General features: G+C 74.9%; 11 protein-coding genes. 4 read left to right on the top strand and 7 right to left on the bottom strand.

Features of this window, described 5'->3' with window-relative positions; translation table 11 throughout:
• Positions 1-8: 8 nt before the first annotated feature.
• Together AB0J86_RS02270 and AB0J86_RS02275 are read right to left on the bottom strand one after the other, a co-directional pair.
• Positions 9-2,984, bottom strand: a complete 2,976-nt coding sequence (locus AB0J86_RS02270) for a hypothetical protein (protein WP_363851124.1) — start codon at positions 2,982-2,984, stop codon at positions 9-11.
• 4 nt (positions 2,985-2,988) lie between these two features.
• Positions 2,989-4,782, bottom strand: coding sequence for an HSP90 family protein (locus AB0J86_RS02275; RefSeq protein ID WP_363851625.1), 1,794 nt, complete (start codon positions 4,780-4,782; stop codon positions 2,989-2,991).
• 236 nt (positions 4,783-5,018) lie between these two features.
• Between AB0J86_RS02275 and AB0J86_RS02280 the strand changes: the two genes are divergently transcribed.
• Positions 5,019-6,407: an MFS transporter gene (locus AB0J86_RS02280; protein ID WP_363851127.1), complete on the top strand. Its 1,389-nt coding sequence runs from the start codon at positions 5,019-5,021 to the stop codon at positions 6,405-6,407.
• Positions 6,408-6,465: 58 nt separating this feature from the next.
• Here the strand turns inward: AB0J86_RS02280 and AB0J86_RS02285 are convergent, their stop codons facing one another.
• The gene (locus tag AB0J86_RS02285; RefSeq protein WP_363851628.1) at positions 6,466-7,035 is read right to left on the bottom strand and encodes a VanZ family protein; all 570 of its coding nucleotides are present in this window, start codon (positions 7,033-7,035) and stop codon (positions 6,466-6,468) included.
• Between the two features lie 119 nt (positions 7,036-7,154).
• Here AB0J86_RS02285 and AB0J86_RS02290 point away from each other — a divergent pair, with 119 nt between their 5' ends.
• The 3 genes from AB0J86_RS02290 to AB0J86_RS02300 are packed head-to-tail and all read left to right on the top strand — an operon-like array spanning position 7,155 to position 9,312.
• The gene (locus AB0J86_RS02290) at positions 7,155-7,778 is read left to right on the top strand and encodes a TetR/AcrR family transcriptional regulator (protein ID WP_363851130.1); all 624 of its coding nucleotides are present in this window, start codon (positions 7,155-7,157) and stop codon (positions 7,776-7,778) included.
• Positions 7,775-8,410 carry a VC0807 family protein gene (locus tag AB0J86_RS02295; protein ID WP_363851133.1) on the top strand — a complete coding sequence of 212 codons (636 nt, stop codon included), beginning with the start codon at positions 7,775-7,777 and terminating at the stop codon, positions 8,408-8,410. The genes AB0J86_RS02290 and AB0J86_RS02295 overlap by 4 nt, the downstream gene beginning before the upstream one ends.
• A gap of 50 nt (positions 8,411-8,460) precedes the next feature.
• Positions 8,461-9,312: an alpha/beta hydrolase gene (locus tag AB0J86_RS02300; RefSeq protein WP_363851136.1), complete on the top strand. Its 852-nt coding sequence runs from the start codon at positions 8,461-8,463 to the stop codon at positions 9,310-9,312.
• A 148-nt stretch (positions 9,313-9,460) separates the two neighbouring features.
• On the opposite strand, the gene AB0J86_RS02305 is transcribed toward AB0J86_RS02300, so the two are convergent.
• The 4 genes from AB0J86_RS02305 to AB0J86_RS02320 all read right to left on the bottom strand — a co-directional run bounded on the left by AB0J86_RS02305 (position 9,461) and on the right by AB0J86_RS02320 (position 13,127).
• Entirely contained in the window at positions 9,461-10,363 is a 903-nt protein-coding gene (locus tag AB0J86_RS02305; protein WP_363851139.1) for a sulfurtransferase, read from the bottom strand.
• 28 nt (positions 10,364-10,391) lie between these two features.
• On the bottom strand, positions 10,392-11,168 hold the full coding sequence (locus AB0J86_RS02310) for an SGNH/GDSL hydrolase family protein (RefSeq protein ID WP_363851142.1): 777 nt from the start codon (positions 11,166-11,168) through the stop codon (positions 10,392-10,394).
• A 244-nt stretch (positions 11,169-11,412) separates the two neighbouring features.
• On the bottom strand, positions 11,413-12,600 hold the full coding sequence (locus AB0J86_RS02315; RefSeq protein ID WP_363851145.1) for a hypothetical protein: 1,188 nt from the start codon (positions 12,598-12,600) through the stop codon (positions 11,413-11,415).
• Positions 12,597-13,127, bottom strand: a complete 531-nt coding sequence (locus AB0J86_RS02320) for a SigE family RNA polymerase sigma factor (RefSeq protein ID WP_363851148.1) — start codon at positions 13,125-13,127, stop codon at positions 12,597-12,599. The genes AB0J86_RS02315 and AB0J86_RS02320 overlap by 4 nt, the downstream gene beginning before the upstream one ends.
• Positions 13,128-13,194 lie beyond the last annotated feature (67 nt).

Here is a 13,194-nt window from a genome sequence, read left to right on the forward strand (position 1 = left end):
CGGCCGGCCTACTCGTCGTCCGCCAGGTCGTGCTCCGCGCGCAGCGCGTCCGCCTCGCCCGTACGGCCCAGCGCCGCCAGCGCCTGGGCCAGCAGCCACGCGGCGCGCCGTACCGGCTGGGACTCCGCCGGCAGCCCGCCCAGCACCCGCCGCAGCAGCGCCTCCGCCTCGGCCGGCCGGTCCAGGCGCAGCAGCACCTCGCCCACGAAGAGCTCCACCTGGGCCGCCTCGCCGAACGCCTGGATCTCGCGGAGCCGCTCCGGTACGCCCGCCAACCGCTCCAGCGCCGCCTCGACCCGCTCGTCCCCGTACAGCGCCCGCGCGGCGCTGTGGTCGAGCATCGCGCGCTCCCAGACCGTACCGGGCTCGTCGGCGATCTCTCCGGAGAGCCGGCCGGCGAGGGCGTCCGCGCGTTCCACCGCCGCCAGCGACTCGGCGGTCTCACCCGCCCAGTACCGGGCGTCCACCTCCCGTCGCCGGGCGCGCAGCTCGTCCAGGGGGAGACCGGCGAGCCGGTACGACTCCGCCGCGGCCGCGAACCGTCGAGCCGCCTGACCGTCCCGGTCCCCCCGGTAGAGCAGCTCGCCCGCCTCCTCGGTGACCTGTCCCCGCGCGCCCAGGTTGTCCGGCCCGTCCAGGTTGCCGGCCAACTCGTCCAGGAGCGCGAGCGCCAGATCGTCCTCGCCGAGCCCGACGTAGACGTTGGCGAGCAGGTGCCGGCAGCGGTCGGCGTCGCCCTGGAACCCCAGCTTGTCCAGCTCGGCGACGGCCTCCTCGGCCGCCTCGGCCGCGTCCAGCAGCCGCTCGGCGTGCCGGTACGCCTCGGCCAGCTCCCAGCGCAGGAACGCCGCCGGCTCGGTGAGGCCGCGCTCGGCGCAGAGCGCCACCGACTCGACGAAGTCGTCGACCGCCGCGTCCGGGCGGCCGGCGGCCAGCAGCGCCCGGCCCCGGGCGATCCGGGCCTGGAGCAGCTGCTCCCCGTCCGCCAGCGAGACCGCCTCGTCGAGCGCGGGCACGGCCTCGGCCGGGTCTGCCAGCGCGCGGGCGTACAGCACGGCCGCCGCCGCCCGGTACTCGGGCAGGTCCAGCTCGCGGGCGAGGTCGAGCAGCGCCCGCCCCCGCGCCGCGCGCTCGTCCCGGGGCCGGTCCAGCAGTTCCCGGCACCGGCCGAGGTGCAGCCCCACCCGGACCACCTGGTACGGGTCGCCGTCCGCCGCCGCCTCGACGCCGGCCCGGTCGAGCGCCTCGTACGCCTCGGCGAAGCGCTCCAGCTCGACCAGGGCCAGCCCGAGGCGGTCGTACCCGTCGGCCCGCTCGGCCGGCGTACCGTGCTCGGCCAGGAACGCAACCGACTCCTCCAGCAGCGGCAGCCCCTCGTCGGCCGCCCCGTCCCGGCAGAGCTGCAGGCCCAGCCGCCCGGCGGCGATCCGCTCCCGGACCGGGTCCGGTACCCGCCGGAACAGCTCGATCGCGGCGCGGCCGGCCTCCCGCGCGCCGGCCGGATCCTCGGCGGCGTACCGCTGCACCGCGCGCAGCGCGAGCCGCCGCCCGGCGACGTCCGGCGGCAGGTCCTGGGCGCCGAACCGCTCGTCGAAGGCGTGCAGCACGGCGTCGAAGTGGTCCCGACGTACCGTCCGCCACGCCTCTTCGGCGAGCCGGAGCAGCTCCGCCGGTCCCGCGTCGGCCGGTACCTCCGACGGCGCCGGCCGGCGGAGGTCCGGCTCGGCGGGCGCCGCCGCACCGGTCGTTCCCGCCTCGGCGGTCACGGCCTCGGAAGTTGCCGACTCGGACGTCGCCGGGCCGGGCGTCGCCCGAGCGGCGGTCGCGGCGACGTCACGCCGGGCCGTCGCGGCGACGCCCCGGCGGGCGGTGGCGGAGAGCGGCAGGTGGGGGCCGATCGGCTCGCGCGCCATGCGCCGCTCGACCCAGCGCGACTGCGCGTCCGTGCCGTTGCGGGCGTCGAAGCGCGCCGCGATGGCGGTCGCCAGCTCGGCCAGCTCGGTGGCGAGCCGCGCGACCGGCACATCGGCGGCCGGCCGGTCGCCGTGACCGCGCCGGTGCACGGTCAACCCGCCGTGACCGGCCCGGTCGAGCCGGCGCAGCAGCAGCGCCGACGCGGCGGCGAAGTCCATCGCGGCGCTCGGCGACGGCGCCCGGTCCAGCCACTCCAGGTGCCGCTCGACCAGCTCCAGGCCGCGCGCCTCGTTCCCGGTCAACGCGCAGAACTCGACGTGCTCGCCGATGTCCCACAGGTCCGCCAGGTTGCCGCGCACCCGGCGGTACGCCTGCCGGTGCGCGTCGCGGGCCGCCTCGCGTCGCCCGCTGCGCAGGTACGGCAGGAGCAGCGAGGTAAGAATGCCGTGCGGCTGTTCGGTGCAGCTCAGCTCGCCCGCGAGGACCGGTTCGGCCAGCGCGATCGCCGCCTCGTCGTCGCCGACCTCGGCCAGGTAGTGCGCCTGGCTCGACGGGTCGCAGCCGGCGCAGTCGGAGAGGTCGTCGCGCGGGGTGGTGGTCCAGAGGCGGTACCAGTGCGCCGCCTCGTCGGCCGCACCGATGTGCCGGGCCACCCGGTGCCGGCACTTGTAGACCGCCTGGAGGCTGTGCCCGCCGTCGCGGTACCGCCGCTCCATGTCGTCCAGCACCGCGTACGCGCGGTCCAGCGGCACCTCGGGGAAGCTGGTCAGCCCGTTGACCATCCACTTGAACTGCCAGAGCAGGCTGTGCCGGTGCCGCTCGTGGTACGGCTGCGGGTTGCGGTCGTAGTCGGCCAGGCACCAGGAGAAGGTGACGAAGGACTTGGCCGGCTCCCCGCCCAGCCGGTATGCCGCCGTGGCGAGCATCCGGACGGCGAAGGCGAGCTGCGCCTCGCCGGCCGCGTCGACCTGCCGCATCAGCCGCTCCACCGCGGCGATCTGCGCGGGTCCGCGCGGCATCTCGTGCGCCTGCGCGAGCTGGCTCCACAGCTTCGGGTCCCCGAGGCTCATCGGCTCACTCCTGTCCGGCCACGGCCCGGCCGAGCAGGCCGAGGAACGAGCTGTTGAGCAGGGCGGCGTCGGCCGGGCGGATCGGGTGGTAGCCGAGCAGCAACGCCTGCCCGTACAGCGCCTCGACCGCGAGCCCCACCAGCTCCGGGTCGGCCAGCGTGGTGACCCGGCGGACCAGCGGATTGCGGTGGTTGAGCACCAGCTGGGGCCGTTCGGGCGGGCCCGACGCCGCCAGCGCGTCCAGCACCCCGGCCCAGACCTCGTCAGCCTGCTCGCGGGTGGACTGGAGCTCGTCGTGGAACGCCGCCGCCCGGCTGACCAGGTAGAGGGCGGGCAGCGACACCGGGTCGTACGCCCGCAGCACCACCTCGCAGCCGAGCCGGTCCAGCACCCGCTGCGCGGCGGCACGGAACGGCTGCAGCGCCAGCTCCACGCCCGGGTCGAGGGCGTCGAACCGGGTGGTCAGGTCGCTCGGCTCCAGCCGCTCGATCAGCGCCGATCGCTCCACCCTCGGCAGCCGCTCGATGATCTCGGTGTCGTACGTGTAACCGGCGTTCACCACGGCCAGGTCCTGCGCCGCCGCCACCGCCGCCAGCTGGCGGAACTCGTCGATCGTGGCCGCGTACCGGACCAGGCCGTGCCGCTCGCGGAACTCGGCCAGGGTGAGCTGCCCCAGGTTGGTCTCCATCGGCCACCAGCGCTCGACCAGCCGGAGCATCTCGTCGTCGTGCAGCGCCAGCGCCTTGACGCCGAGGTGGTGCACCCGGAGGAAGTCGGCGAGCCGACGCGGGTCGCCGTCGGCCAGCCGGACCAGCCACCCGCGCAGCTGGTCACCGAGCGCCTCGCGGGTCGTCTCCAGCAGGGCGTCGTCGTAGAGCGCCTCCCGGCTGGCGGTCGGGCGCAGCTCACCGGCGTCGACGACGCAGCGGGCGAAGAACGCCCAGTCCGGCAGCAGCCCCTCGGCACCCTCGCTGAGCAGCATGCGCTTGAGGTAGACCCGGTGCCCGGCGCGGGCCGCCGGGTTGCTCGGCTCGGGCAGCACGAAGGCCGCTCCGGTCAGCCCGGCCTCCGGTACGGCGAGCGGGATCACGTCGAACGGGGTGAAACCGAGCGTCTCGCGGGCGTACCGGAGCAGCTCCCGCCGGCGCGTGGTCGCCGGCCGGTCCGGCGACGCCGACCACGGCGGCTCACCGGTGGTGGTCTCGACCTCGCCGACCAGCACGGTGACCGGCAGCAGCGACCCGAAGAGGCGGGCCAGCTCCGTCACGGTCGCCACCTCGAACCACTGCTCGGCGCCGCGCCGCGGCACCAGCGTGACGGTGGTCCCCGGCTCGTCCCGCTCGGCCGCGTCGCCGGCCAACTCCACCCGGTAGCGCCCGTCGGAGTGCCCGGTCCAGAGCACGGTCGGGTCGTTGCCGCGCCGGGTGCGCACCCGGATCTCGTCGGCCACCAGGAAGCAGGAGAGCAGCCCGATGCCGAACTGGCCGAGGAACTCGTGCCGGGCGAAGCCCAGCTCGTCCCGCTTCGAGCTGCGCCCGATGGTGGCGAGCAGTTCGTGCACCTGCGCCTCGTCGAGGCCGATGCCGGTGTCGTGTACGCGCAGGGTGCCGTCGCCGGTCAGCGCAGGCGGTTCGATCCGCACCACGGCGGGCGCGCCCGGCTCCACCGCGCGGCGCGCGGTGATCGCGTCTACCGCGTTCTGCAGCAGCTCGCGGACGTACACCCGTGGGCTGCCGTAGAGGTGGTGGCTGAGCAGGTCGACCACGCCACGCAGGTCGACCTGGAAGGTACGGTCCACGATCGTTCGCTCCCCCGGTCCGATGCCGGCGATCACCGTACCGGTGATCACCGACACCGTGCCGTCCCCTCGCGCCGCCCGATCCGCTCGTCGGCGCTCGGCGCCGCTTCGGTCGGTGCCCGATACGGCGCTTCCGGTCGGCGCGCGATCCGGCGCTTGACCCTCGACCCGATCGAGCCCGCAGGCTCGCTCCCGGCAACGGGCACCGGCATCGGGCCGGGCGGAGAGGGGCGAAGATGGGCGGGGCGTACTGGCGACTCTGGACCGCGGCGGTGGTCTCCCGATTCGGGGACGCGGTGCGCGCGCCCGCGCTGGCCCTGCTGGCGGCGTCGCTCTCCCGCGATCCGCGCACGGTCGCGGTGGTGGTCGTCGCCGGGCAGCTGCCGCCGCTGCTCTTCGGCCTGCTCGGCGGCGTCTGGGCGGACCGCTGGGACCGGCGCCGCACCATGGCCGCCATCGACGGGGCGCGGGCCCTGCTGGTGGCCGGGTTCGCGGTGCTGCTCGCCACCGGGTACGCGGGCGTCGCGGCCCTGGTCGCCTGCGCCTTCGCGCTCGCCACCCTCGGCACGCTCTTCGACGCGTCCGCGTTCGCGCTGCTCCCCTCGGTGGTACCCGCCGAACGGCTCGCCGCCGCGAACGGGCGCCTCCAGGCCGGTACGTCCGTGGCGGGCGGCTTCCTCGGCGCGCCGGTCGCCGGGGTGCTCTTCGCGGCGGCCGCGGCGCTGCCGTTCGCCGTGGACGCCGCCTCCTTCGCGATCGCCGCGCTGCTCGCGCTGACCCTCGGCCGAGCCGCGCCGGCCGGTGCCGCGCGCGGCGCGGTTCCGGCCACCCCGGTCGACACCCCGGCGGGGCCGGTTGCGGCCACCCCGGCCGGTGCCGCGCGGGGCGCGGCCACGCCGGCCCGGGCCGGGGGTCGGCCGGCGCGGGGCGGAATCTGGCGGGAGGCGGCCGAGGGGCTGCGCTGGATCGGCCACGACCCGACGCTGCGGCTGCTGACCGGGCTCACCGCGGCCACCAACCTCGCCATCAGCGGCGTCATCGCGGTCGTCGTGCTCTACGCGCTCGACGTGCTGCGGGTACCCGCGCCCGCGTACGGGCTCTTCATGTCCGCCGCCGTGGCCGGCGGGTTGCTCGGCGGGCTCGGGGCGGGTCGGCTGGCCGGCCGCTTCGGCACCCTGCCCGGGCTGCGGGTGGTCCTGGTGGCACAGACCCTCGCCCTGGGCACGCTCGCGCTGGCCCGGCAGCCGGTGCCGGGCGCCGTCGCGCTCGCGGTCTTCGCGGCCGGCACGGCCGCCTGGAACGCGCTCTGGTCGGCGTACGGCCAGCGCAACGTGCCGGCCGAGCTGCTGGGTCGGGTCGGCGCGGCCCAGCGCACGGTGGGCCTGCTGGCCGCGCCCGCCGGCGCCCTGCTCGCCGGCTTCGGCGCCGACGCCTACGGCCTGCCCGCCGTGGTCGGCGCCGCCGCGACCGTCTTCGCCCTGGTCACCGCCGCCTCCTGGCGCGTTCTGCGACACCGGCGCGAGCAGCCGGCCCCGCTCGCCCCGCCGACAGCCCCGCAGGCCGAACCGGCCGCCCGAGAGGACGGCCTGGCTACCGCCGAGCGGGGCGAACCGGCCGGGAGTTGAGCGGGGCGGCCCGGCTACCGCCGAGCGCGGCGGGCGGGCCGGGAGGTACCCGGCGACCTCACCGGCGCGCCGCGGCCCCGAGCGTCGCGCGCGCCGGCGGGGGCGGTGGGACCTCCGTACGCCACCAGGGGCGGGAGAGCAGGCTGGCGAGGGCGGCGCCGGCCGCGTTGAGCAGCACGTCGTCCACGCTGGAGACGCGACCGAGATCCAGCACGTACTGGAGGGTCTCCACGAGGGCCGAGCCGGCGGCGCCGAGCAGGAGGAGTCGTACCGGCCCGGCCAGGGCCGGGAACCGGATCGGGCCGAAGAAGCCCAGCGCGGCGAAGACCAGTAAATTCCCGCCGGCCTGCACCGCGACCTCGACCGGCGGCGTGTGCAGCACCTGGTTGGCGAGATCCGTCAGCGGCACCAGCCAGGTCTGCCGGGGCGCCCGGCGCGGGGTGAGGATCATCCAGATCCAGGGGACCGTACCGACGACCATGGCGACCTCGGCGAGGCTGTGCCGCCGGGCGAGCCGGGCCGGTACGCCGCGCCGGCGACGCCAACCGGCGAGCACCAGCACGGCCAGTACGGCCAGGGGCAGCCCGGCGACCGACGCCAGGACCACCCCGCCCCACTCCTGCCACATCCGCCCCACCAGCGCAGGGTAGCCGCGCGGTCCGGCACCGCCGGACCCGTTGGCGCTTTCGTCCCGGAACGCATCGGCGCCCGTTGACGGATGTTACTCAGCCGAGTAACTTCTTACTCATGCAAGTAACGGATGGACCACCCGAGCGACAGAGCCACGCCGCGGCGGCGCGGCGGGCACAGATCGTCGAGTCCGCCATCGAGTGCCTCGCGGAGCTGGGCTACGGGCGAACCTCGTTCGCCCAGATCGCCAACCGGGCCGGAATCAGCAGCACCCGGCTGATCTCGTACCACTTCGCCGGCAAGGACGAGCTGATGCGGGCGGTCGTGCAGGAGGCGCTGCGCGCGGCGAGCGCCTTCATGCGCCCGCGCATCCGGGCGCAGCGGGACGCACCGGCGATGCTGGCCGCGTACGTCACCTCGAACCTGGAGTTCATGCGCACCCACCCGGCGCACATCCGCGCCGTGGTGGAGATCGCCGCGAACGCCCGGGCCGCCGACGGCACGCCGCTCGTTGTGGCGTCCGGGCCGGAGTCACCGGTGGCCCTGCTCGAACAGCTGTTCCGGCAGGGACAGGAGGCGGGCGAGTTCCGCGCCTTCGACCCGCACGTGATGGCCGTGACCCTGCGGGCCGCGATCGACACGGCGGCCGGCGAGTTGGCGGCCGATCCCGGGCTCGACCTCGACCGGTACGCCGCGGAACTGGCCACCCTCTTCGAGCGGGCCACCCGGAGCGACCGATGACCGCGCCGGCGTCCGCACGCGCGGCGCTCGTGCGGAGCGTACTGACGGACCTCGTCGCACCGCTGGCCGTCTTCTACGGTCTGCGCGCTATCGGCACCGACCAGTGGTGGGCGCTGCTCGCCTCGGCGGCGGTACCGGCCGCGGTGCTGGTGTACCGGTTCGTCCGGCGCCGCCAGGTCGAGTTCTTCGCCCTCTTCGTGCTCACGGTCGTGGCGCTGGGGCTGGTGCTGTCGGCCCTGACCGGCGATCCGCGCACCATGCTCGTCCGCGACGCCTGGACCGGCATGGTCGGCGGGCTCGCCGGGGTCTGGATGCTCGGTTCCATCCGGTACGGACGGCCGGCGCTGATGGTGCTGTTCCGCTCCTTCGTGCTGACCAAAGCGGGCCCGGACGGGCTACGCGCCTGGGAGGCCCGGTGGGACCGGGAACCACAGTTCCGCCGCGGGCTCCGTGTGCTCACCGCGGTCTGGGGCGTCGCCTGCCTGCTCAGCGCGGTGGTGCAGCTCTGCTTCGCGTACGCCCTGCCCGTCGACGCCGCACCCGGGGCGATGCAGGCCACCTGGCCCGTCATCGCCGTACCGCTGCTCGTCTTCCACCTGGGCTACACCCGGCGGCACGACCTGCGTGCCTGAACACCCCCCGGCCACCGCCCCTTCCCCCGTCGACCGGCCGAGAGGAAAGCATGTCCCGCCCCACCTTCGTCCTCGTGCACGGCGCCAACGGCAACGCCGGGGTGTGGAGCCCCGTCGTCCTGGAGCTGGCCATGCTCGGGCACCGCGCGGTCGCCGTGGACCTGCCCGGTCACGGCCTGCGGGCCGGCTATCCGCCGTCGTACCAGGCACCCCAGGACCTGGCCGCCTTCGCCGTCGAACCATCCGAGCTGGCCGGGCTCACCCTCGACGACACCGTCGGCTTCGTGACCGACGTCGTACGCCGGATCGCCGCCCACGGGCCGGTGGTCCTGGTCGGCCAGAGCCTCGGCGGGGTCACCGTCACCGGCGTGGCCAACCGGGTACCCGAGCTGGTCGACCACCTCGTCTACGTCTCGGCCTTCTGCTGCGTACGGCTGCCCACGGTGTACGACTACTACCTGACGCCGGAGGGCGGCCCGAGCGCCGTCCTCGCGGTACCGAAGGTGGGTGACCCGGCGCGGACCGGCGCGCTCCGGACGAACTGGCGCTCGGCGGACCCGGCGTTCCTCGCCGCGGCCCACCGGGCCTTCCTGGCCGACGGCAGCGAGGCGCAGCTGCGCGCGATCGTCGCCGGTTGCCAGCCGGACGAGTCGGCGCTCCTCTCCTTCACCGACGCGCGCATCGATCCGGCGGCGTTCGGCCGGGTCCGGCACAGCTTCGTACGGTTGACGCGGGACCTGTCGATCCCGCTCGCCCTCCAGGACCGGATGATCGGCGAGGCGGACGCGGCCACGCCGGACAACCCGTTCCGGGTGCACACCCTGGACTCCAGCCACCTCGGCTACCTGCTCCGCCCACAGGCGATCTCGGCCGTCCTCGCGGAGTTGGCCGGGACGGGCTGATCCCTCGTACCCCGTTGGCCCGGCCCGGGCGGGCAGGTCGCCGGCGCGGGCCGACCCGGCGGGGCGAGCCCGGTGACGGGAAGCGGCCGGCCCCGGCGCGGCTGCCGCGCCGGGGCCGGCTGGCAGGGTCCGCCCCGAGGGGGTGCGGTCAGGGGATCAGCTTGCCCGGCTCGCTGCCCTTCACGACGGGGGCGCGGACCAGGTTGCCCCACTCGGTCCAGGAGCCGTCGTAGTTGCGCACCTGCGGGTATCCGAGCAGGTGCCGCAGCACGAACCAGGTGTGGCTGGACCGCTCGCCGATCCGGCAGTACGCGATCACGTCGTCGTCCGGCGAGAGCCCCAGCTGGTCGGCGTAGATCGCCCGCAGCTCGTCCGGGCGCTTGAACGTGCCGTCCTCGTTGGCCGCGGACTTCCACGGCTTGTTCACCGCGCCAGGGATGTGTCCGCCGCGGAGCGCCCCCTCCTGGGGGTAGTCCGGCATGTGCAGCATCTCGCCGGTGTACTCGCCGGGCGAGCGGACGTCGACCAAGGGCCGGCCCGCCGAGATGTGCGCCAACACCTGGTCCCGGAAGGCGCGGACCGGGGCGTCGTTGCGCTGCGGTACCGGGTACTCCGCCGGCGGGCGCCCGGTCCGTTCCCGGGTCAGCTCCCGCCCCTCGGCGATCCACTTCTGCCGGCCGCCGTCGAGCAGCCGTACGTCCGGGTGGCCGAAGAGGGTGAAGACCCAGAGCGCGTACGCCGCCCACCAGTTGAAGTTGTCGCCGTAGAAGACGACGGTGTCGTCCCGGCCGATGCCCTTGCGGGCGCAGAGTTCGGCGAAGCCCGCCGCGTCGAGGTAGTCGCGGGTCACCTGGTCGTTCAGTTCGAGGTGCCAGTCGACCTTGACCGCGCCGGGGATGTGACCGGTGTCATAGAGCAGCACGTCCTCATCGGACTCCACCACGACCAACCCGTCGGAGCCGAGGTTTTCGGCCAGCCACTCGGTGGTGACCAGCCGCTGCGGATCGGCGTAGTCCTGGAGGTTGGGCGCGGGATCGCTCGGTACAGGCATGGACCCCACCGTACGCCGGCCGGCGGGGTCAGCTCGGCCGGTCGGTGAACGGGGTGAGCAGCGGGCGCTTGGCGGTGATGTTGTCGCCCGAGGAGCGGCCGGTGAGCCGGCGCCTGACCCACGGGACGAGGTGCTGACCGGCCCAGCGCAGGTCGGCGCCACGAGCGGCGAGCCAGGGCGTCGGCGCCGGCCGGGGCGGCACCACCAGCCACTGCTCGTCGGGGGTGAGCCCGAGCGCGCCGAGCACGTGCGCGGCCACCCGCCGGTGCCCCGCCGGGGCGAGGTGCAGCCGGTCCACGCTCCAGAGCACCGGGTTGAGGAACTCGTCGTCGGCGTAGAGGTCGACCACCCGGGCGCCGTGCCGGCGGGCGGTCTCGCCGATCGCCTCGTGCAGCATCGCCACCCGGGGCCCGACGAGGCGCTGACCGGGCAGCCGGGCCATCACGTCGGCGAACCGGAAGATCAGCACGTCCGCGCCGGTCGCGCGGAGCCGGCCGACGACCTCGTCGAACTCCTTGATCAGCTTCGGCCCGTCGAAGTTGCGCCGCAGCACGTCGTTGCCGCCGGCCGCGAAGCTGATCAGATCCGGCTGCATGTCGAGCGCGGCGGGAACCTGCTCGGCCACGATGTTGCCGAAGAGCCGGCCACGGATCGCCAGGTTGGCGTACCCGAAGTCGGGGCCGGCGTCGACGGCCAGCCGGGCGGCCACCAGGTCGGCCCAGCCGCGGTACGTGCCGTCGGGGTACGGGTCGTCCAGGCCCTCGGTGAAGCTGTCTCCGACCGCCACGAACTTGCGCCAGCGCACGTGCCGCCCCCTACGCCTACCCGGGAAAGCTCCCGCGCCCAGCGGGACCTCCCCACGCCTACCGGAGGCCCCGGCGTACCGGGGCCCCTACCTACCGGGAAGTAATGCGTCGGCCAGTCTGGCACCCGGAGCCCATCCTCCGCCCGCCCGCGCGCCCGCAACGTGGCGTACGCCGCACCCGGCGCGGGCGCCGGCCGTCACCACGGCCGGCGCCCGCTGGTCCGGGCCGCACGCCCGGCCCGGCTCACCCCGCCAATTTGATCGAGTACGCGATCGTGTTGTCGACCTTCGTCCGCTCCTGCTGCGCGGCGAAGAACTCAACCTTGCCGCTGGCCGGCGTCGCCGTCCCCCGATACACGAACTGGAACGTGTAGGTCCTGCTTCCCTGCGCCGGGATCTGCCCGAACTTGGCGAGGTCGCAGATCATGACCCGCGGCGGCCCGGCGTCGTGCACCCCACAGCCCTCGCCGGCGCCGCTCCGCACGCTCATCAGCTCGACCCCGGCCGGCAGAGTGACGTGGCTCGCGACCTGCGTCGCGGCGGCGTCGTCGTCGGCGTTCCGGACGGTGACCACCAACTCCCCCCAGTAGGCCCCCTCCGCGCCCTTGGTCAGGGTGAGGGTGCGGTCGGCCTGCGGCTTGAGGTCGATGCTCGCGTCGGGGAACGAGGTCGGGCCGTCGGTCTGGCGAAACCGGCCGTCGCTGAACCTGTACGTGCGCCACTGGTCCGGGGCCGAGGAACCGAACTGGTTGTCCTGCCAACGCACCCGGACCGTGCCGGACGCGCCCGCCCGCACCTCGGTCATCATGCCGCCGGCCTGGGTGGAGACCTCCGCGACCTGGCCGACGGTTTCGATCGTGCCATCGGTCCCGTGGCGCAGCGCCAGCACCTGCTGAGCGTTGACCGCGAACGGGCTGCAGACGATCTCCACGATCGCCTCCTTGCCGCCGTCGCCGTCGACGTCCACGAAGACCGGGTCGCCGTGGAAGCTGAGCGCACCGGGCGAGTCGGCGCGCGGCGCGTAGACGTGGTTGCCCTTGCTGAACTGGAACGTGCCGGCCTTCGGGCAGAAGTCGTCACCCCAGGCCGGGATGCTGATCTTGCCGTTCTTGATCTCGTTCACGGTGAGCTGCCGGGGCGGTGCCGCGTTTGCCGACCCCGAGGGCGCGACGGAGGGGGTCCCGGACGGGGTCGGCACCACGGTGACGGACGGGGTGACCGCCGGGGGCACCGGCGCCCCCTTGTCGGGGGTGATGAGGGCGAAGGCGGTACCGGTCGCGGCGCCGAGCATCACCACGGCGGCGGCGGACATCGCCAGGGTGCGCTGCACGCCGAGGCGGCGGGAGGTGGCCAGCGCCCGGTCGCGCAGGTCGACCGAGATCACGTCCTCGGCCAGGTCGGCCAGGTCCTGCCGGAGTCGGTCGGGGGTCATCGGGCGCTTCCTTCCAGGACGTACAGCTCGGCGAGTTCCGGGGCGACGGTGCGGAGTCGGGCCAGCGCGCGGGCGGTCTGGGACTTGACGGTCCCGACCGTGACCCCGAGCAGTTCGGCGGCTTCGGCTTCGGTGCGGTCCTCGAAGAAGCGCAGCACCAGGACGGCACGCTGCTTCGCGGAGAGCTTGAGCAGGGCAGCCCGCAGGGTCAGCCGGAGCGTCGTCTGCTGGGCGTGGTCACCCTCGCCCGCGTACCGCCGGGGCTCGGGAAGCTCCCCGGACAACGACTCCGGTACCCGCCGGCGTCGCCACCAGGAGACCTGCAGGTGGTACATCGTCTTGCGGGTGTACGCCTCGGCGTTGCCGCTGTGGTGCAGCCGCTTCCACGAGCGGTGGGTACGCGCCAGCGCCGACTGGACGAGGTCCTCGGCCAGGTGCTGGTCGCCGGTGAGCAGGTACGCGGAGCGTAGGAGAGCGGCGGTACGGGCACGGACGAAGATGTCGAACTCATTCAGCAGGGGGTCCACACGAGCCGATCCTCAAGGTCGATGGTGCGTGGTCGATTGATGCCACCCAAGACGTCGCCCTCGTCGG

Origin of the sequence: Micromonospora sp. NPDC049559, from assembly GCF_040676675.1 — a bacterium.
Lineage (GTDB): Bacteria > Actinomycetota > Actinomycetes > Mycobacteriales > Micromonosporaceae > JBFAPK01.

Coding starts and splice junctions, on each gene's coding strand:
- AB0J86_RS02270 (WP_363851124.1), bottom strand. CDS start 2,984: ATGAGCCTCGGGGACCCGAAGCTGTGGAGCCAGCTCGCGCAGGCGCAC.
- AB0J86_RS02280 (WP_363851127.1), top strand. CDS start 5,019: ATGGGCGGGGCGTACTGGCGACTCTGGACCGCGGCGGTGGTCTCCCGA.
- AB0J86_RS02285 (WP_363851628.1), bottom strand. CDS start 7,035: ATGTGGCAGGAGTGGGGCGGGGTGGTCCTGGCGTCGGTCGCCGGGCTG.
- AB0J86_RS02290 (WP_363851130.1), top strand. CDS start 7,155: ATGCAAGTAACGGATGGACCACCCGAGCGACAGAGCCACGCCGCGGCG.
- AB0J86_RS02295 (WP_363851133.1), top strand. CDS start 7,775: ATGACCGCGCCGGCGTCCGCACGCGCGGCGCTCGTGCGGAGCGTACTG.
- AB0J86_RS02300 (WP_363851136.1), top strand. CDS start 8,461: ATGTCCCGCCCCACCTTCGTCCTCGTGCACGGCGCCAACGGCAACGCC.
- AB0J86_RS02305 (WP_363851139.1), bottom strand. CDS start 10,363: ATGCCTGTACCGAGCGATCCCGCGCCCAACCTCCAGGACTACGCCGAT.
- AB0J86_RS02315 (WP_363851145.1), bottom strand. CDS start 12,600: ATGACCCCCGACCGACTCCGGCAGGACCTGGCCGACCTGGCCGAGGAC.